Genomic DNA, 17,397 nt, shown 5'->3' on the forward strand with positions numbered 1-17,397 from the left:
CTTACTATGGCAGGCGTGGCCGGCATGGTATGTGCGCAAGCGTACGCACGGCGCACAGTGCCAGCGGCGCCATGCGGCACGGTGTTGACCGCCAGCCATCATAGTTGTCGGAAAGATAGAAATTTTCCTGCCATGCGCCCTGCAATGGAATCCTCATGTATGATCCCGTCATTCCGGTCGTAATCTTTTAACACTCATGGGGCGCCATGTCCGCACACACAGATCAGAGCAAGCAAGCGGCCCATGCCGATGCGGCGCGTGCCGCCGATCTCAGCGAATTGCTGGGACACACCAATACCAGCTGGGACAATGAACGGCGCGCCCTGTCGCGCCAGCTGCATGACAGCCTGGGCTCATCGCTGACGGCGCTGACCATGCATTTGTCGCTGCTGACGCAAAAAATGCCACAGGAACAAGTGCTGCTCGATCGCGCGGCCACCATGAAGCAGTTGCTGTTGAATGTGATCGAGACCAACCGCCAGATGCAGATCAAGCTGTGGAATGACAAACTGGAATTCCTGGGCGTCAATGTCGCGCTCGGTGAGTTGGCGGCGCAATTTGCCGACCAGCACAAAATCACCGTGCGCTGCAGCCTGCCCGAAGATGAACTGGTATGTCCGCGCAATGTGGGCGTGGCCCTGCTGCGCACGCTGGAAGAAGGACTGGCCAATATTGCCGCCCACGCCCAGGCCACGGAAGTGGACGTCATCGTCGACGACAATGACGAAGCGCTGATGATGACGGTGAAGGATAACGGCGCCGGCCTGCCCGCCAGCCTGCCCGAAGACCTGCACAAGCATGGCCTGCGCGCCGTGCGCGAACGGGTCGCCTACCTGGGCGGCACCCTGTCGCTGGCCGCCCATCCACAGGGCGGCACGGCATTGACGGCGGTGCTGCCACGCGGCGCGCCGCTGTAGTCTTGCCCTGGTTTATCGGTGGCGCTCGCCCGTCTGCGCATCACAGCGCACCCGCGACATGGGATAGTTTATGGTGGTCAGCTTTCCTTGCAAGGTACCGACAATGCTGGCGTGCACCACGCGTTCACTGACATGGCGGTAGATGATGCGGCTGGGGAAATCATTGTCCAGGTTGGCGAAGATAAATTCGCTCGGTTTATCCTGGCGCAGCAGATTGAATTCCACCGCAGGCCCGCCCGACGGCTGTACGATATAAGCGAGCTGGCCCGGCACGGTCAGCCGCAGTTGCACGAATTCAAACGCGGTGGTCTTGCCGCCCTTGACCGTGCGGCTGGTGCCCAGGATGGTGCCGCCGGCCACCGTGCTCCACTGCTCGCCTGAACCAGGCTCGGCGCCATCGACCTGCCAGCAACCGGTCAGCCAGGCAAATTTGGCCACCGTTTCCGGCGGCGCCACTTTCTCTGCGGCCTGGGCCGGCCCCCATCCATAACACAGCGCTGCCGCCATCAGAATACTCAACGATCGTTTCATGCGGTCTCCGGCAGAGGGCCTGGCCCCATGGGGTCAGTGCAGCTTGACCTGCGGCGTGCTGCGCTTGATGAGGAAGCGGCCCATTGCCATCACGGCCGTGCGCACGCTGCCCAGCACCGCATTGTGGTGCATCAGGTGCAGGCTGACATACATCATGCGCGCCACAAACCCTTCGACAAACCAGCTCAGGCCCTTGAGCGAACCCATCAGGGTGCCGACCGAGGTGGTGCGGCCGAACGACACCAGCGAGCCGTAATCGAGATATTCATACGGCTTGGTCTGCGGCGGCTTGCCCTTGGCCTGCAGCATGAATGTTTTCAGCAGGTAATCGGCCTGCTGGTGGGCGGCCTGGGCGCGCGGCGGCACCAGCTTGCCATTTTCGCCCATGCAGGCGGCGCAATCGCCCAGCGCATGGATATTCGCATGGCCCTGCACGTTGAGCATGCCAGTCACTTCGAGCTGGCCGGCGCGGTTGGTCGGCAGGCCCAGGGTCGACAGGAATTCGGGCGCGCGGATGCCGGCCGCCCACACGCAGATATCAGCCGCGTAGCTGGTGCCGGTGGCAACATTGACCTTGTCGGGTTCGATCGAGGTGACGCGCGTATCGGCCGCCACGGTAATGCCATGCTGCAGCAGCAATTTGCTGGCCGCGCGCGAGACGCGCTCGGGCAGCGGCGCCAGGATGCGCGGCGCGCCTTCGAGCAGGGTGATGCGCACGTCCTTGATGGCGTTGAGGTTCTGGAAACCATAGGCCGCGTACACGTCGCTCGCTTCGCGCAGTTCGGCCGCCAGTTCGACGCCGGTGGCGCCGCCGCCGATGATGACGATATCGACACCGGGGTGGCCGGCGTCGCCACGGCGCTGTTCGGCCATTGCCAGCAGTTTCAGCAAGGTCAGGCGGAAGCGCTCGGCGTCTTCGGTGGCGTTCAGGGAAATCGTGTTTTCCTGCGCGCCCGGCACGCCGAAATAGTTCGAGGTGCTGCCGACGGCCAGCACCAGCTGATCGTAGCTGAGCTGCCGCTCGGGCAGCAGCAACTCGCCCTTGTCGGTACTGATCGCACCCACCGTCAGGCTGTTCGAGGCCGCATCGAGGGCGATCAGGGGGCCGTACACATAGCTGAAGCCGTTATCGTGCGCCAGCATCTGGTAGGACAGGCCTTCCTGGTGGATATCGAGGGTGCCGGCCGCGACTTCATGCAGTGACGGCTTCCAGATATGGTAGAGGCGGCTGTCGACCAGGGTGACCTGGCCGGCGCCGAGCTTGCGGCTGAGTTTGCAAGCGAGCTCAAGGCCGCCTGCTCCGCCACCGACAATGACGATTTTACTGTGCAAAGATCCTCCTGATCAGCATGCTTAATTCCTGTGGCCGTTGTTGCCGTTACCGTTACCGTTACCGTTACCGTTACCATGGCCGTTGCCCTTGCCCTTGCCCTTGCCTGGATGGTCGTCATGACGGTCGTGCTTGCCATGGGGAACGGGACGGCCATGCTGCGGCTGCGGACGGTACGCAGGCGGACGCGCATGTTCCTGGCGATAGCGTGGTGCGTACTGCTTGTTATACCAACTATCCTGGACAAAATACACTTCCTGGTTGCAGGCATTATAGCGGCGGCAGTGCTTGGACCAGTTTTTGGCGTGGCCGGGCGGCACGCGCAGGTAGATCGGGCGCGCCGAGTAATACTGCGGCCGTTCGACGATCACAGGCTGGGCATAGATCAATTCCGGTGCGGGATAGCTGCCCACGTCGATACGCCCGTAAAAGCCGGGCTGGCCGATGCTGACGGTAACGGCGGCAGTGGCAGTGGCCGCGCTGGCGGCGGCGAGCAGCAGGCTGGCGGCAAGAACGATGGTTTTCATGGGGAGACTCCTTGGATAATGTCCCGATTGTAGTCCTTGCAGGAAACACCGTATGTTCGCAAGGACACATAAGCAATCGCTGCCCGGCAGCCGGGCCACATCAGCAACAACTCAGGCCAGGCGGCGCAGCGGCTGCGCCCTGGCGGCAGGCGGACGGCGCAGCGGCGTGACGTTGCTGGCCGGTGCGCCGGCGGCCGGTGCCGTGCCGTGCAGGCGAAACACGCTGACAATGTCGTTGAGCGCCATGGCCTGGTCCTGCATCGATTCGGCCGCGGCGGCGGCCTGCTCGACCAGCGCCGCGTTCTGCTGGGTGACCTGGTCCATCTGCACGATGGCCATGTTGACCTGTTCGATGCCGGCGCTCTGCTCGCTGCTGGCGGCGGTGATTTCCTGCATGATGTCGGCCACCCGGCGCACGCTGCCGACCACCTCGTCCATGGTCTGGCCGGCGTCGCGCACCAGCCTGGCGCCCACCTCCACCTGCTCGACCGAATCGCCGATCAGGGCCTTGATTTCCCTGGCGGCGCTGGCCGAGCGCTGCGCCAGGTTGCGCACCTCGGACGCCACCACGGCAAAGCCGCGCCCTTGCTCGCCGGCGCGCGCCGCTTCGACGGCCGCGTTGAGGGCCAGGATATTGGTCTGGAAGGCAATGCCGTCGATCACACTGATAATGTCGACGATCTTGCGCGACGAGGCGTTGATCGATTCCATGGTCTGCACCACCTGCCCCACCACGGCGCCGCCCTTGCCGGCCACGTCCGACGCGGCGCCGGCCAGGGTGTTGGCCTGGCGTGCGTTTTCCGCATTCTGGCGCACGGTGGACGTGAGCTCTTCCATCGACGAGGCGGTTTCCTCCAGCGAACTGGCCTGCTCTTCGGTGCGTGAGGACAGGTCCAGGTTGCCCTGGGCAATTTCGCCCGATGCGGTGGTGATGGTTTCGGTGCCGGCACGCACCTGGCTGACAATGCCGACGAGCTTGTCGCGCATGGTTTTCATGGCAAACAGCAAGCTGCCGCTGTCGCCGTTGCGGGTCTCGATGGCCACCGTCAGGTCGCCTTCGGCAATCGCGCTGGCGATCTGCGCCGCATAGCCCGGCTCGCCACCGAGCTGGCGCGCCAGGCCGCGCGTGATCAGCGCCCCCAGCGACAGGCCGGCCGCCACACTGCCCAGCACCAGCGCGATCATGAAGCCGCGGCTGGTCTGGTACACGCTGGAGGCCTGCTCGGCCGCTTCTTTCGCGCGCAACTCCTTCTGCTGCGACAGTTTGTCGAGCACACTATCGAGTTCATCCGCATGCGCGCGCGTCTTGTCGAGCAGGGCGATCAGTTCAGGGCTGGGCTGGGCCAGCGGCCCGGCGGCGGCCATTGTCAACGCCTGCGCCATGCTGCTGGCATAGTCGGCCTCGACCACGGCAAAGCGGGCAAACAGTTCCTTGGCGGCCGGTGTGACGAACAGCGGCTGCGCCTTGGCCAGGTTATCCTTGTTCTCGGCGAGGAATTTGGCGATATCGGCACGGCGCGTGGCGCGCTCCTCATCGGTGGCGGCCAGCAAAAAATTGCTGCGCGCGCGGCCCGCCTTGATCAGCGCAATATTGGCTTCCTTGATATACGACAGGCCCAGCAGTTCATTATTGTACATCTGGCCGGCCATGGTATCGATCTTGCCCATGTTGTAAATGCCGATGCCGGCGACGATGGCGCCGAGCAAGGCGACGCAGAAGAACGCCGCCAGCAGGCGCGTGCCCACTTTCATTTGATTCAACATGTTTTCTCCGATACGTTCAAGGTGCAGGTGTTATCCGATATGCCTGGGCGCATCGCGGGCAAACTATAAGCTATTGAATATAAAGAAAAAAACAACTGAACAAAAGCGCAAATTGTCACAATCGGACAATTCATTGATCTTTCACAACACATTCCATGGCTTTCCGTGTTAGCAAAGCTCTCATGTTTATTCAATAGATATCAGTGTCCGGCGTGACCAGTTGGCTTTCGTACACTCATTTCCACCGCTGCGGCGGCCGGTTTGCCGGCGCGCTGCGCCCGCACCGGTTCCGGCAAGGCGCCCGTCCATTCGCAGGCCACGCTGCCTTTCGGATGGCGGTACCAGCCCGGATCGCGGTAGTCGCCCGGCTGCTGGTCCTTGCGCACCTTGACGGTGGTAAACATGCCGCCCATGCCGATGGCGCCAAACGGGCCGTCGCCGGCCATCATCGGCAGGGTATTGTCGGGGACCGGCATCTGCATCCCGCCCATGTCGGCCATGCCGCGCTCGCCCATCACCATATAGCCGGGCACCAACTGGTTGATCTTCGCCGCCACGCCCTGGTGGTCGACGCCGATCATGGTCGGCACATCGTGGCCCATGGCGTTCATCGTGTGGTGCGATTTATGGCAGTGAAAGGCCCAGTCGCCAGGGTCGGTGGCGGTAAACTCGACCGCCCGCATCTGGCCGACGGCCACGTCGGTCGTCACTTCGGGCCAGCGCGATTCGGGCCGGGTCCAGCCGCCATCGGTGCCGGTCACTTCGAACTCGTGGCCATGCATGTGGATCGGGTGATTGGTCATGGTGAGATTACCCACGCGCACGCGCACCTTGTCACCCTGGCGCACCACCATCGGATCGATGCCGGGGAACACGCGGCTGTTGAAGGTGAACAGGTTGAAGTCGGTCATGGTCATGATCTTCGGCGTGTAGCTGCCAGGATCGATGTCATAGTTGCTGAGCAAAAACACGAAATCGCGGTCGACCTTCATGAAGTTGGGGTCTTTCGGATGCGTGACCCAGAAGCCCATCATGCCCATCGCCATCTGCGTCATTTCATCGGCATGCGGATGGTACATGAAGGTGCCGGGGCGTTTGGCGACGAACTCGTAGACAAACGTCTTGCCTGGCGCGATGCCGGGCTGGGTCAGTCCCGTCACGCCATCCATGCCGTTCGGCAAGCGCTGGCCATGCCAGTGCACGCTGGTGTGTTCCGGCAATTTATTGGTGACAAAGATGCGCACGCGGTCGCCCTCCACCACTTCGATGGTCGGGCCCGGCGACTGGCCGTTATAGCCCCACAGATTGGCCATCATGCCGGGCGCCAGCTCGCGCACGACGGGCTCGGCCACCAGGTGGAATTCCTTGACATTGTTATTCATGCGCCAGGGCAAGGACCAGCCGTTCAGGGTCACCACCGGGTGATACGGCCGGCCATTCGGCGGCGGTGGCGGCGCCTGGGTCTGTGCACCGGCCATGCTGGCCGCTTCCGGCAAGGATGCCGCGCCGACCCGGCTGACGGCGGCGGCGCTCAGGGCGACAGCGCCCGCGTTCATGAAAAAGTTTCTACGTGTAATCATCATCAGTCCTTGCTGGTGGAAACGCCGCTGCCGTTGATAGCGGACTGCAACTCGGTTTGCGCGATCCAGAAGTCGCGCTGGGTGTCGATGGCGGCATTGACGCTGGCGACCTGTTCGCGCGCGTCCGACAGCAGTTCGAACACGCTGGCCAGCATGCCGTTATAGCGCAGCAGCACCTCATGCGAAATCGTCTTGCGCAGCGGCACCACCTCGTCACGGTAGTGGCGCGCCAGGTCGTAGGCCGTGCGGTAACTGGAATACGCCTCGCGCACCTGCGAGCGGGCATTGACCGCCGTGCCCGCCGTGCGCTGCAGCGCCTGCTCGTAGATGGCTTGCGCACGCGCCTGGCGCGCCGTACCCCAGTCGAACAGCGGCAATTCCAGCGCCACCTCATAGCCGTTTTCACGCGGCGCCGCGCTGGTGCTTTTGCTGGTGTAGCCCACCTCGAGCACATTGACAAAACGCGTGACCCTGGACAGGCCCAGCGCGCTGGCCGTCGCCTGCGCATCGAGTTTGCTCATCTGCACATCGAGCCGCTGCTCCATCGCCTGCGCCTCGATATTGGCCGCCTCCTCGGCCCTGGCCGGCAGCTCCGGCAGCCGCTCGGGCAAGGCAAAGGCAGCTTGCCGGCCCCACAGGCCCAGCAGGCGCGTCAGCCGTTCGCGCGCGGCGGTGGCCTGGTGGCGCGCGCGCGCCAGGTCGCTGACGGCGTCGGCGTAAAACACCTGCTGGCGCGCCTGGTCGAGCCGGCTCCAGTTGCCCGCCTGCCGCAGGCGCGTGGCCAGCTGGGCGCCGGCCTCGGCCGACACCAGCGCGCGCTGCATGAACTGCTCGGTCTGCACGGCGGCCACGGCCGTAAAGTAGGCGCGCCGCGTGTCGCTGGCCAGTTGCACGGCCTGGCTTGCCGCCTGCAGCTTGGCCTGCTCGAAGCGGCCGCGCTCGATATTGAGGCGCATCGGCATGGTCAGCAAGCCGGCCAGGTCAACGCTGACGCCCCGCTCGATCTCATGGCCTTCGCTGCCATGCGAGCGGCCGAACGACAGGCCGGGATTGCGCAGGCGGCCGGACTGCACCAGGTCGGCTTCCGAAGCGCCCAGCGCGGCCAGCGCGCTTTTCATGCCGGGATTGTTCATCAGCGCGATGCGCACGGCGCCATCGGCGCTCAGGGGCTGGGCCAGCAAGGGTGCAAGACGGTCTTCGCCATCGCCAGCGGACAAGGCGTCTGGCACGCCGGTACGGGCGTCGGCCAGCGCGGCAACCTCGGCCATGCCGCCATCGGGGCTGAAGCTGGCGCAACCGGCCAGCAGCAAGGCGGCCGCCAGCGGCGTCAGGCGCGTCAGTCGTAAATAGCTGTGGAAGTTCGCCATCTCAATGCCCCTGGTGTTCATGATGCTGCTCAGCCTGGGCCTCGGGCGCGGCAGGCTTGGCTATCGGCATTTTCATCGGCATTTTATGGTCTTTCATCATCTGGCCCATATGGCCGCCGGCGTCGCCCACCTTGCGGTTAACGGCGCGCCAGGTTTCATCGGGTGTGGCCTCGTCTTCCACGGCGGACTGATAGGTGTCAAAGGCGGAACGGTAAACGACGGACGGCACGCTTGCTTGCGCGTCTTGCGGCGCGGGCGCGGCATGGGCGGCCAGCGGCAGGCAAGCGGCCAGGGCGAGGCTGAACAATAGCTTCATGGGGTATCTCGATAACAGGACGGTCGTGCCTTGCAGGCACGCACACAAACGCTGGCGCAAAGGAAATGGCCGCCAGGCTCAGCGACGGTCAGGCGAAGCGGGCCATCCTGGGCGGACGCTCAAGCCCGGCCGGGATATGGCCGGCAAACAGCAGCGGCAGTGCGGCCGGCGGCGCCTGTGCACCGAGGCTCAATGGATGGAGCGCAGGCACCGGTGGCGGCGCCGTGGCGGCAACGCTGCACGCGCCATGGTTGCCGCAATCGTGGCCATGGCCGACGTCCATCGTGCCGCCATGCTCCGGCGTCGCGGCCATGGCATGGCAATGCGGCGCAGCCGCCTTTTCCATCACCGCTACCGCAGTGGCCTGCTGCAGGCAGCAGCTGCGCATGGCCGCGGCAAAGCCCTGCAAAGGCAGCGTGGCGACCAGCAGCCAGAGCAGCGAGCGCACGAAGTAACGGTAGAAGGTACGGTTCATGGCAGCACTATAAACCTTCCCATGCCGGCAAGGTCAAGCATTTATCTGTTCCAGCCAGATAATATAAACGCCGAAATAACCTTGCCCTTCCAACAGCACTTCATCGTCGACATAGCGCACCGTCTGCAGGGCGTTGACGGTAAAGTAAGCGCGTCCATCGGCGTTGCGCGGATCGCCGCTGCGGCGCGGGCGGTACGGTTCGGCGCCACAGCGGCGCGCGATTTCCTCCAGCAGCTCGCGGTACAGATAGTCGACCAGCAGTTCGGCCAGCAGCGGCCGGTGGCGCTGCAACATGGCGGCAAGATCCGGATAGCCGGCCTCACGCAGCGCCGGCAAGTCGCACTCGCCCAGCAAGGCGTCGTCATCGCGGCAGGTTCGCACGAATGCATCGCACTCGGCACCGACCAGGCTGTCGAGCATGTCGGCAGGCAGGCGCAACACGAAAGGGTGCAAGGGCAAGGCGCTGTGATGGCCATAGCCGAGTTCGCGGCAGCCGAGATAGCGCAGATCCAGGCCCCGTCCCGCCACCTCGCAGCGGCTTGCTGGCGCAAGATGCATGGTTTCCTCTTTCATCAATGGTGGGCCAGTTGTTCCTTGACGCCAACGCAGTTGCGCCCTCTTTCCTTGGCTATATACAAGGCCGCGTCGGCGCCCAGCAGGATTGAGGCGCTATCGCCGTCCTGCTCGCTCGACGATACCACACCCAGCGACACGGTCACCGTGCCGGCGCCGGGTATCCGCGTCTCAAACACCCTGTCGCGCAGCCGTTCGGCCACCTGCAGCGCCACGTCCAGGCTGGCGTCGGGCAGCAGCATGATGAATTCATCGCCGCCATTACGGCACAGCACGTCGGCGTCGCGCGAACCGGCGCGCATCAACTGCGCCAGGCGCAGGATCACGGCGTCGCCCACGGCATGGCCATGGCGGTCGTTGACCTGTTTGAAGTGGTCGATATCGATGGCGATCACGGAAAACGGCCGCGCCTGCGCCTGCCATGCTTCCAGTGCGGCCGACAAGCCGCGCCGGTTGGCCAGGCCCGTCAGCGGATCGGTCTGCACGTCGCTGTTGAGCTTGCCTATTTTTTTCTGCAACAAGGACATGCCGAGCAACAAGGCGCGCTTGATCTGCGCCGCTTCCAGGTACCACACGCCGATGCTGCCGATGCGCTCGGCCATGCCGGGCGTATCCATGCGGCTGGCGCCTTCGGCCAGCTGCACCAGCGGCCGCGAAATCAGCCGTGCCAGCCACCAGATCAATGGCAGGCTGAGCAAGGCAATCGGCAGGCTGTGCCACAGGGTATCGCGCAGCAGCTGGTTCAACGGCGCCAGCGTGGCCAGGATCGGGCGCTGCGCCACGATGCCCCAGCCCGTTGACGGCAGCACGGCATAGCCGGCCAGCATGCCGACACCCAGGGTATTGACGGTGGGGCCGGCGCCGCTTTCGCCGCGCACGATGGCGTCGATCACCGCATTGGCGCCGGCGGTGGCGCCCAGGCGGCCGGGGTCGGGGTGATAGAGCAGGCGCCGCCGCTGGTCGACCACATATAAATAAGAGCCATCACGGTAGTAATGCTGGCCCAGCAGGCTGGACAGGATATTCTGCTGCTTCAGGTAAATCGAGCCACCCACATAACCGAGATAGCGCCCGCGCGCGTCGACTATCGGATGGGAGATAAAGATCACCAGGTTGCCCGCCGAGGACAGATAGGGCTGGCTGATCAGGGGCCGCCGTTCGCGCAGCGCCTGCAGCGCGCCGCTTGACGCCAGCTGGGCATTTTGCACCGCCAGGGTTTCCGGCGAGACGGCCAGTACCACGCCCCTGGCGTTGACGACAAGAACCGAGTTGAAGCTGTTGGTCTGTGCACGCAAGCGCCCGGCCTCGGCCTTCAGGCCGGCCACATCGCCAAAGCGGCGCGCCAGCAGCCCGGCACTGTAGGCCAGCTGCTGGCGCGTCGACTGCAGGAAATCCTCGGTGCTGCCGGCCAGCTTGTGCGCATACGCCTGATTCGCTTCGAGGGTGCTGTCGATGAGCAACTGGCGCTGCACGCGATAGCTGGCATAAAAGGTATTGGCCAGCGCAAGGATGGCGCTGGCAAACGCCACCAGCAAGATCAAACGGCGCAAGTTGATGCGCGAGGACAGCTTGGGATGATGCGGCATGAGCAGGACGGCGCCAGAAAAGCACGCATTATACATATCTTTAGGGCAACAACAGACGATGGCAACCGTCTATTGCGCCAGGCACCGCGCCGCATCCATGCGCCAGCAACCGCGTTATCTGGGCTGCATGCGTATCGCGCCGTCGAGCCGGATGGTTTCGCCATTGAGCATCACGTTTTCAATGATGGCGCGCGCCAGTTGGGCGTATTCGGCCGCCTTGCCCAGCCGTGGCGGGAAAGGCACCATCTGGCCCAGCGCCTGCTGCACTTCGGGCGGCATGGCCAGCAACATCGGCGTTTCGAAGATGCCCGGCGCAATCGTCATCACGCGGATGCCGCTGCGCGCCAGGTCGCGCGCCATCGGCAGGGTCATGCCGGCCACGCCCGCCTTCGACGCGGCATAGGCGGCCTGGCCGATCTGGCCGTCGAAAGCGGCCACCGAGGCGGTATTGATCAGCACGCCGCGCTCGCCATCCCCGGTCGGCGCCTGCTGTGCCATCGCTTCGGCGGCCAGCCGGCACATATTGAAAGTGCCGGCCAGGTTGATGCCGACCACGCGCTGGAACAGGTCCAGCCGGTGGGGGCCGTCCTTGCCGACGGTTTTCCCGGCCGGCGCCACGCCTGCGCAATTGACCAGGCCGCGCAAGGTGCCTGCGGCAACGGCGGCGGCGACCACCGCGCGGCCGTCGTCCTCCGACGTCACGTCGCAGTGCACGAAGACGGCGTTCAGTTCGGCCGCCAGCGCGGCGCCGGCCTGGTCCTGGACGTCGGCCAGCACGGCCTTGCCGCCCTGCGCCACGATCATGCGCGCGGTGGCCGCGCCCAGGCCCGACGCGCCGCCGGTAATGATGAAGACTTGATCCTTGATCCGCATTGCTTGCTTTCCTTGCTAAAAGTGCGCCGCCGCGAACACGGCGGCATGGCGTCAGCGGCCGCTGTACTGCGGCGCGCGCTTGTCGAGAAAGGCGCCGACCGCTTCCAGGTGGTCGGCCGTGTTATGGCAGACGCCCTGCAGCACCGCGCACTGGTCGAGGAAGTCGGCCAGCTCCTGGCGCTGCGCCGACTTCATCAGGCGCTTGCTCATGCGCAGTGCCTGCGGTGGCTTGGCGGCAAAACCGGCGGCCAGCGCCTGCGCGCGCGCCATCAGCGCCGCGCCGTCGACCACCTCCATCACGATGCCCATCGCCTGCGCTTCGGCCGCGCCGAACACGCGGCCGCTGAAGGTCAGTTCGGCCGCGCGCTGGTAGCCGATCAGGCGCTGCAGGAACCAGGCGCCGCCGTCGCCGGGAATGATGCCCATGTTGACAAAGGTCTCGCCCATCACCGCCTCGCTGGCGGCCAGGCGGATATCGCACATGCAGGCCAGGTCGAAACCGGCGCCGATGGCCGCGCCGTTGATGGCGGCGATCACCGGCACTTCGAGCCGGTGCATGGCCAGCGGGATGCGCTGTATGCCTTCGCGGTACTGCTTCTGTACGGCGTACACGTCGCCGCCAAACGTGCCTTCGCGGCCCAGCATGTGCTTGACGTTGCCGCCGGCCGAAAAGGCCTTGCCGGCGCCCGTGACAATCAGCGCCGAGACCGCCTCGTTGGTGTTGACCCAGCGCGCCACGGCCTCGATGTCGTCGACCAGGCGGGTGCCGGTCAGCTCGTTGCGTACGTCGTCGCGGTTCAGGGTCAGGGTGGCCACGCGGCCATCGAGCTGCAGCAGCGCATCATGCAGCTGCGGCAGGGAAGGAGTCGTTGTTTGGTGCATATTGTTCGCTTTCGATAACGGTTATTGATAAATGCCGCACATGATGATCAGGTCGCCTGACTTTTCCAGCCAGGTCGATTTCTGCTCGACCTTGCCGCTTTGCGGATTGGGCCATTTGTAGTCGACCCAGCCGCGTCCCTTTTCCAGGGCCAGCGCGCGCTGGGCCTGGAAGATCGCCTTGCCGTCGGCATCGCGGATATCGCCGGTGGCCTTGCCGACCAGGCGCGGATTCAGGTGCGCCAGGCCATTGCCCTGCAGGTCGAACACCGCCAGGTACAGGTCGCGGTCGCGGAACTGGCCCTGCGGCCGGTTGAATTCCTCCAGTGCCTTTTGCCGGCCGTGCTGTTGCAGGTACAGCACCGCCTTGCCGACCATCGCCTGCGCCTCGGCGGCGCTGCCGCGTCCGGCGCCATGCGCCGCGCCGCCCAGCAGTGCCAGCCACAGCGCCAGGGCCCACGTCACGGCGCGCATCAGGCGTCCCTCCGCTGCCAGGCACTGGCCTGCAAGGGTAGTTCCGCCCGTCGCGCGCGGCGCCGCATCACCAGCAGCGCGCCGGCCAGTACCAGCGCGGGCGTGGCCGCCACCAGGAACAGCGACGAGATGCTCCAGTGATTGGCCAGCAGGACGCCGCCCAGCACCGGTGCCAGGATCGAGCCGAAACGGCCCACGCCCAGTGCCCAGCCGATGCCGGTGGTGCGCAAGGACACGGGATACGACGCCACCGCCAGCGCATTGATGCCGTTCAGGCCGCCAATCGCGCAAAAGCCGACCACGAACACCACCGCGAACAGCGCCGGTGGCGAGGTGGCCACCTGGCCGATCAGGGCGATCGCCAGCGCGCCGACCAGGTAGCTGGCCGGCAGCACGCGGAAATAGCCATAGCGGGTAATCAGGCGCGCCAGGCACAGGGCGCCGAGCACGCTGGCGATCTGCAGGATGGTGCCGGCGATAACGGAGGTGCGCAGCGGCAAGCCGGCATCCTTGACCAGGGTCGGCAGCCAGTTGGCCAGGAAATACAGGATCGCCAGATTGGCGAAATGCATCAGCCACAGCAGCAAGGTGGTGGTGCGCCGCCCTTCGCTGAACAGCTGGCCGATCGGCGCGCCGGCCGGACGTGCTTCGCCGTAGACGATGCGCGCTTCATCGGCCACCGCCACCTGCGGCGCGATACGGCGCAAGATGCCGAGCACGGCCGCGCGCTGGGCCGGGCCCTGGCGCCGCAGCAACACGTCCAGCGACTCGGGCAACATGAACAGCATCAGCACGCCGACCACGATCGGGCCGACACCGCCGACCACGAAGACCGCGCGCCAGCCGAAGTCCGGTATCAGCAAGGCCGCCGTGGCGCCGCCGACCGCCGCGCCGATCGACAGGCAGCAGGCCATCATCATCACCAGGAAGGTCTTGTGGCGGCCGGGGCTGTATTCGCTGGTCAGCGCGAGCGCATTGGGCAGGATGGCGCCCAGGCCAATGCCGGTCACAAAGCGCAACGCCAGCAGCGCTTCGACCGACTGCGCGCTCGAGGTGGCCAGCGTCACCACGCCGGACAGGATCACGGCGCCGATCAGCACCGGCCGCCGGCCGTAGCGGTCGGCTACCGCGCTCAGCATCAGCGAGCCGATCACCATGCCGATCAGGCTGGCCGAAAAGATCGGCCCGAACACGGCCGGTCCCACTTGCCAGTCCTGCCGGATGGCGGGCGCGACAAAGCCCATGGCTTGCACGTCGAAGCCGTCGAACACGACGGCCAGTGCGCACAGCAGCAGTATGCGGACCTGGTAGGCGCCCAGCTTGCTGCGGTCGATGATGTCCGAGAGCACGATCGCTCCCGCTGCGGACGTGCCGGTGGCCGCCCGCCGATGGTCTGGCATGTTCAAGTTTGTCTCCTGTATTGGTATTGTTTGACTTGCCCAGCTTTAAATAGTATGCGCCCGCACCTCCCCATCAGCTTCCTGCAAGCAGGCGATGGCGCCGGCCGCGCACAGCGCATCGATGCGCGTCTCGTCCAGCTGCAGCAACTCACGCAGCACGGCCCGCGTATGCTGGCCCAGCAGCGGCGGCGCGTGGCGGTAGCTGACCGGCGTGGCCGACAGCCGGAGCGGACTGGCCACCAGCGCCACCTGGCCCGCCAGCGGATGGGCCATCTGCACGCGCATGCCGCGCGCGACCACTTGCGGGTCCTCGAACACCTGGCGCACATCGTTGATCGGCCCGCAAGGCACGCCGGCCTGTTCGAACAGCCCGACCCAGTGACCGGTGCCCTGGCGCAAGGTCTGCTCCTGCAGCAGGGCGATCAGTTCGACCCGGTTGGCCACCCGCGCCACATTGCTGCAAAAGCGCGCATCCTCGGCCCAGCCAGGCTGACCCAGCGCCTGGCACAGGCGCGCGAACTGGCCGTCATTGCCCACCGCAATGATCATGAAGCCATCGGCGGTGGCGAAATCCTGGTAGGGCACGATGCTGGGGTGGGCATTGCCCATGCGTTGCGGCACCACGCCGGTACTCAGGTAGTTCATGGCCTGGTTGGCCAGGCCGGCCACCTGCACATCGAGCAAGGCCAGGTCGATATGCTGGCCGCTGCCCGACACGGCGCGCGCAGACAGCGCCGCCAGCACACCGATCACGGCATACAGCCCCGTCATCACATCGGTCAGCGCCACGCCCACCTTCATCGGCCCGGCGCCCGGCTGGTCGCCGCCGTGGCCGGTGATGCTCATCAGGCCGCCCAGTCCCTGCATCAGAAAATCGTAGCCGGCGCGCGCCGCATACGGGCCATCCTGGCCGAAACCGGTAATCGAGCAATACACCAGGCGCGGGTTGAGCTTGCTCAGCGTGGCGTGGTCGAGGCCGTAACGCTGCAGGCCGTCGACCTTGAAATTCTCGATCAGCACATCGCACTCGGCAGCCAGCGCGCGCACCAGCGCCTGCCCCTCCGGATGCGCCAGGTCGATCGCCACCGATTTCTTGTTGCGGTTGGCGGTGGCAAAATACGCGGCCTCGGCCGTCGGCTGGCCATCGGCGCCGGTGAGATACGGCGGGCCCCAGGCGCGCGTATCGTCGCCCACGCCCAGCCGCTCGACCTTGATCACTTCGGCGCCCAGGTCGGCCAGGATCTGGCCGGCCAGCGGCCCGGCCAGCACGCGCGACAGGTCCAGCACTTTCAGGTGCGACAGCGCGCCGCTCATGCGCCGCTCCGCTTGTTGTTAAGCTTCGATATCATGATTTTTCCCGACGATCAGCAAGGTGCAATATAAGCGGTCTTCACCGTGGTGTAGAACTCGGCCGCATGGCGGCCCTGTTCGCGCGCGCCGTAGCTCGATCCCTTGCGCCCGCCAAACGGCACGTGATAATCGACCCCGGCAGTGGGCACGTTGACCATCACCATGCCGACCTGGGCGTTGCGCCGGAAATGGCTGGCGTATTTCAGCGAGGTGGTGGCGATGCCGGCCGTCAGGCCGAACGGCGTGTCGTTGGCCAGCGCCAGCGCCTCCTCGTAATCGCGCACGCGGATCACGCCGGCCACCGGGCCGAACACTTCCTCGCGGTTCAGCCGCATGGAAGGCGTGGTGTCGGCAAACAGCGCCGGCGCCAGGTAAAAGCCGCGCGTGGCGCGTTCCAGCCGTGCGCCGCCGGCCACCAGGCGCGCGCCGTCGGCACGCGCCGAGGCGATGTATTCGAGGTTCTTGTCGAGCTGGCGCTGGTCGACCACCGGGCCGATCTCGGTGCCTGCCTGCAAGGCGTGGCCCACCTGCAAGGCCTGCACGCGCTGGCCCAGCGCGGCAACAAAGCGGTCGTGGATGGCGTCGGTGACGATCAGGCGGCTGGCCGCCGTGCAGCGCTGGCCGGTGGAATAGAACGCACTTTGCAGCGACACGGTCACGGCCGTATCGAGGTCGGCGTCATCGAGAATGACTTGCGGATTCTTGCCGCCCATTTCCAGCTGCAGCTTGGTCATATTGGCCACCGCCTGCGCCGCCACGCGCCGGCCCACGGCTTGCGAGCCGGTAAAGCTGATGGCATCGACATACGGCGAGGCCGACAGCACCGCGCCGACGACGTCGCCGCGGCCCATCACCAGGTTGAACACACCGGCCGGCACGCCGCTGCGGGCGATGATGTCAGCCAGCGCCCAGGCGCTGCCCGGCGTCAGTTCGGCGGGCTTGAAGACCACGCAGTTGCCATACGCCAGGGCCGGTGCGATCTTCCAGGCAGGAATGGCGATCGGAAAGTTCCACGGCGTGATCAGGGCCACCACGCCGACCGGCTCGCGGCTGATCTCGACCCCGATCCCGGGGCGCACCGACGGCAGGGTCTCGCCGCCGCTGCGCAGCACTTCGCCGGCAAAAAACTTGAAGATATTGCCGGCGCGAACCACCTCGCCGATGCCCTCGGCCAGCGGCTTGCCTTCCTCGCGCGACAGCAGCTGACCCAGTTCGGCGCTGCGCGCGAGGATTTCCGTGCCGATCCGGTCCAGCATGTCGGCGCGCGCCTGGATGGGCCCACGGGCCCAGGCCGGAAACGCCGCGCGCGCCGCCGCGATGGCGTCCTGCGCCTGCGCCGCCGTGGCAAAGCGGTACTCGCCCACCACCTCGGCCGTATCGGACGGGTTCAGGTTGGCGACCAGCTCGCCGCCACCGACCCATGCGCCGTCGATCAAATTATCATATGTCATTGTC

Annotated in this window: 17 protein-coding genes; 1 reads left to right on the forward strand and 16 read right to left on the reverse strand. The window is 65.8% G+C overall.

Going from position 1 to position 17,397, the window contains the following annotated elements; genetic code table 11:
* Positions 1-206: 206 nt before the first annotated feature.
* The gene (locus ASR47_RS15605; RefSeq protein ID WP_065308710.1) at positions 207-917 is read left to right on the forward strand and encodes a sensor histidine kinase; all 711 of its coding nucleotides are present in this window, start codon (positions 207-209) and stop codon (positions 915-917) included.
* A gap of 12 nt (positions 918-929) precedes the next feature.
* Here the strand turns inward: ASR47_RS15605 and ASR47_RS15610 are convergent, their stop codons facing one another.
* From ASR47_RS15610 to ASR47_RS15685, 16 genes are all read right to left on the reverse strand, one after another.
* The gene (locus ASR47_RS15610) at positions 930-1,448 is read right to left on the reverse strand and encodes a DUF6265 family protein (RefSeq protein ID WP_150127826.1); all 519 of its coding nucleotides are present in this window, start codon (positions 1,446-1,448) and stop codon (positions 930-932) included.
* Between the two features lie 33 nt (positions 1,449-1,481).
* Positions 1,482-2,780, reverse strand: coding sequence for an NAD(P)/FAD-dependent oxidoreductase (locus ASR47_RS15615; RefSeq protein ID WP_065308712.1), 1,299 nt, complete (start codon positions 2,778-2,780; stop codon positions 1,482-1,484).
* A 21-nt stretch (positions 2,781-2,801) separates the two neighbouring features.
* A complete protein-coding gene (locus ASR47_RS27085; protein WP_065308713.1) occupies positions 2,802-3,305 on the reverse strand; it encodes a hypothetical protein in 504 nt (167 codons plus the stop codon).
* 111 nt (positions 3,306-3,416) lie between these two features.
* Complete coding sequence (locus tag ASR47_RS28170) at positions 3,417-5,069, reverse strand: methyl-accepting chemotaxis protein (protein ID WP_082988964.1); 1,653 nt, start codon at positions 5,067-5,069, stop codon at positions 3,417-3,419.
* A gap of 200 nt (positions 5,070-5,269) precedes the next feature.
* Complete coding sequence (locus tag ASR47_RS15630; RefSeq protein WP_065308914.1) at positions 5,270-6,649, reverse strand: multicopper oxidase family protein; 1,380 nt, start codon at positions 6,647-6,649, stop codon at positions 5,270-5,272.
* A gap of 2 nt (positions 6,650-6,651) precedes the next feature.
* On the reverse strand, positions 6,652-8,016 hold the full coding sequence (locus ASR47_RS15635) for a TolC family protein (protein WP_065308715.1): 1,365 nt from the start codon (positions 8,014-8,016) through the stop codon (positions 6,652-6,654).
* A 1-nt stretch (position 8,017) separates the two neighbouring features.
* A complete protein-coding gene (locus ASR47_RS15640) occupies positions 8,018-8,332 on the reverse strand; it encodes a hypothetical protein (protein ID WP_150127827.1) in 315 nt (104 codons plus the stop codon).
* Positions 8,333-8,420: 88 nt separating this feature from the next.
* Positions 8,421-8,807: a hypothetical protein gene (locus ASR47_RS15645; RefSeq protein WP_065308717.1), complete on the reverse strand. Its 387-nt coding sequence runs from the start codon at positions 8,805-8,807 to the stop codon at positions 8,421-8,423.
* 33 nt (positions 8,808-8,840) lie between these two features.
* Positions 8,841-9,365: a hypothetical protein gene (locus tag ASR47_RS15650; RefSeq protein WP_150127828.1), complete on the reverse strand. Its 525-nt coding sequence runs from the start codon at positions 9,363-9,365 to the stop codon at positions 8,841-8,843.
* A gap of 14 nt (positions 9,366-9,379) precedes the next feature.
* On the reverse strand, positions 9,380-10,966 hold the full coding sequence (locus ASR47_RS15655) for a GGDEF domain-containing protein (protein WP_065308719.1): 1,587 nt from the start codon (positions 10,964-10,966) through the stop codon (positions 9,380-9,382).
* A 114-nt stretch (positions 10,967-11,080) separates the two neighbouring features.
* Positions 11,081-11,839, reverse strand: coding sequence for a 3-hydroxyacyl-CoA dehydrogenase (locus tag ASR47_RS15660; protein WP_065308720.1), 759 nt, complete (start codon positions 11,837-11,839; stop codon positions 11,081-11,083).
* A 51-nt stretch (positions 11,840-11,890) separates the two neighbouring features.
* Positions 11,891-12,721, reverse strand: coding sequence for an enoyl-CoA hydratase-related protein (locus ASR47_RS15665; RefSeq protein ID WP_065308721.1), 831 nt, complete (start codon positions 12,719-12,721; stop codon positions 11,891-11,893).
* A gap of 21 nt (positions 12,722-12,742) precedes the next feature.
* Positions 12,743-13,192, reverse strand: coding sequence for a cache domain-containing protein (locus ASR47_RS15670; RefSeq protein WP_065308722.1), 450 nt, complete (start codon positions 13,190-13,192; stop codon positions 12,743-12,745).
* Positions 13,192-14,592, reverse strand: a complete 1,401-nt coding sequence (locus tag ASR47_RS15675) for an MFS transporter (protein WP_065308915.1) — start codon at positions 14,590-14,592, stop codon at positions 13,192-13,194. Before ASR47_RS15675 ends, ASR47_RS15670 begins: the two co-directional genes overlap by 1 nt.
* A 45-nt stretch (positions 14,593-14,637) precedes the next feature.
* Complete coding sequence (locus ASR47_RS15680) at positions 14,638-15,906, reverse strand: CaiB/BaiF CoA transferase family protein (protein ID WP_065308723.1); 1,269 nt, start codon at positions 15,904-15,906, stop codon at positions 14,638-14,640.
* Between the two features lie 50 nt (positions 15,907-15,956).
* On the reverse strand, positions 15,957-17,393 hold the full coding sequence (locus tag ASR47_RS15685) for an aldehyde dehydrogenase family protein (protein ID WP_065308724.1): 1,437 nt from the start codon (positions 17,391-17,393) through the stop codon (positions 15,957-15,959).
* Positions 17,394-17,397 lie beyond the last annotated feature (4 nt).

The organism is Janthinobacterium psychrotolerans, assembly GCF_001677885.1.
Classification (GTDB): domain Bacteria; phylum Pseudomonadota; class Gammaproteobacteria; order Burkholderiales; family Burkholderiaceae_D; genus Janthinobacterium; species Janthinobacterium psychrotolerans.

Coding starts and splice junctions, on each gene's coding strand:
- ASR47_RS15670 (WP_065308722.1), bottom strand. CDS start 13,192: ATGCGCGCCGTGACGTGGGCCCTGGCGCTGTGGCTGGCACTGCTGGGC.
- ASR47_RS27085 (WP_065308713.1), bottom strand. CDS start 3,305: ATGAAAACCATCGTTCTTGCCGCCAGCCTGCTGCTCGCCGCCGCCAGC.
- ASR47_RS15655 (WP_065308719.1), bottom strand. CDS start 10,966: ATGCCGCATCATCCCAAGCTGTCCTCGCGCATCAACTTGCGCCGTTTG.
- ASR47_RS15640 (WP_150127827.1), bottom strand. CDS start 8,332: ATGAAGCTATTGTTCAGCCTCGCCCTGGCCGCTTGCCTGCCGCTGGCC.
- ASR47_RS15630 (WP_065308914.1), bottom strand. CDS start 6,649: ATGATTACACGTAGAAACTTTTTCATGAACGCGGGCGCTGTCGCCCTG.
- ASR47_RS15665 (WP_065308721.1), bottom strand. CDS start 12,721: ATGCACCAAACAACGACTCCTTCCCTGCCGCAGCTGCATGATGCGCTG.
- ASR47_RS15635 (WP_065308715.1), bottom strand. CDS start 8,016: ATGGCGAACTTCCACAGCTATTTACGACTGACGCGCCTGACGCCGCTG.
- ASR47_RS28170 (WP_082988964.1), bottom strand. CDS start 5,069: ATGTTGAATCAAATGAAAGTGGGCACGCGCCTGCTGGCGGCGTTCTTC.
- ASR47_RS15680 (WP_065308723.1), bottom strand. CDS start 15,906: ATGAGCGGCGCGCTGTCGCACCTGAAAGTGCTGGACCTGTCGCGCGTG.
- ASR47_RS15650 (WP_150127828.1), bottom strand. CDS start 9,365: ATGCATCTTGCGCCAGCAAGCCGCTGCGAGGTGGCGGGACGGGGCCTG.
- ASR47_RS15660 (WP_065308720.1), bottom strand. CDS start 11,839: ATGCGGATCAAGGATCAAGTCTTCATCATTACCGGCGGCGCGTCGGGC.
- ASR47_RS15610 (WP_150127826.1), bottom strand. CDS start 1,448: ATGAAACGATCGTTGAGTATTCTGATGGCGGCAGCGCTGTGTTATGGA.
- ASR47_RS15605 (WP_065308710.1), top strand. CDS start 207: ATGTCCGCACACACAGATCAGAGCAAGCAAGCGGCCCATGCCGATGCG.
- ASR47_RS15645 (WP_065308717.1), bottom strand. CDS start 8,807: ATGAACCGTACCTTCTACCGTTACTTCGTGCGCTCGCTGCTCTGGCTG.
- ASR47_RS15675 (WP_065308915.1), bottom strand. CDS start 14,592: ATGCCAGACCATCGGCGGGCGGCCACCGGCACGTCCGCAGCGGGAGCG.
- ASR47_RS15685 (WP_065308724.1), bottom strand. CDS start 17,393: ATGACATATGATAATTTGATCGACGGCGCATGGGTCGGTGGCGGCGAG.